1 protein-coding gene is annotated in these 321 nt (G+C 62.3%); it reads left to right on the top strand.

Annotated elements, in window-relative coordinates:
• Positions 1 to 321: immunoglobulin-like domain-containing protein (locus tag IRZ77_RS26720; protein ID WP_196174643.1), on the top strand; the 321-nt coding region annotated here is incomplete at both ends.

The following is a 321-nucleotide window of genomic DNA, read 5'->3' as shown; positions in this document are numbered from 1 at the left end:
TCTACAACAATGGCTCGACCGTCAGCGTAACCATCGAAAGCGCCACCGGCGGCAACTTCGAGCAACTGACGCCGAACCCGACGCCGGCCCAGACCACGATCAACGACTCGGTCGACAACACCACCGCCACCCTGACGGCCACTCCATCGGTGACTGAAGGCGGCGTCATCACCTACACCGTGACGCTGAGCAACCCAGCCCAGACTCCGGTGACCGTAACCCTGTCCAATGGCCAGACCATCACCGTCGAAGCGGGCAAGACCCAGGGCAGCGTCGACTTCGAAACGCCAGCGAACGACGTCTACAACAATGGCTCGACCG

Source organism: Pseudomonas pudica (genome assembly GCF_015680405.1).
In the GTDB taxonomy this organism is placed as follows: Bacteria; Pseudomonadota; Gammaproteobacteria; order Pseudomonadales; family Pseudomonadaceae; genus Aquipseudomonas; species Aquipseudomonas pudica.
This window is presented reverse-complemented; position numbering and strand designations above follow the sequence as displayed.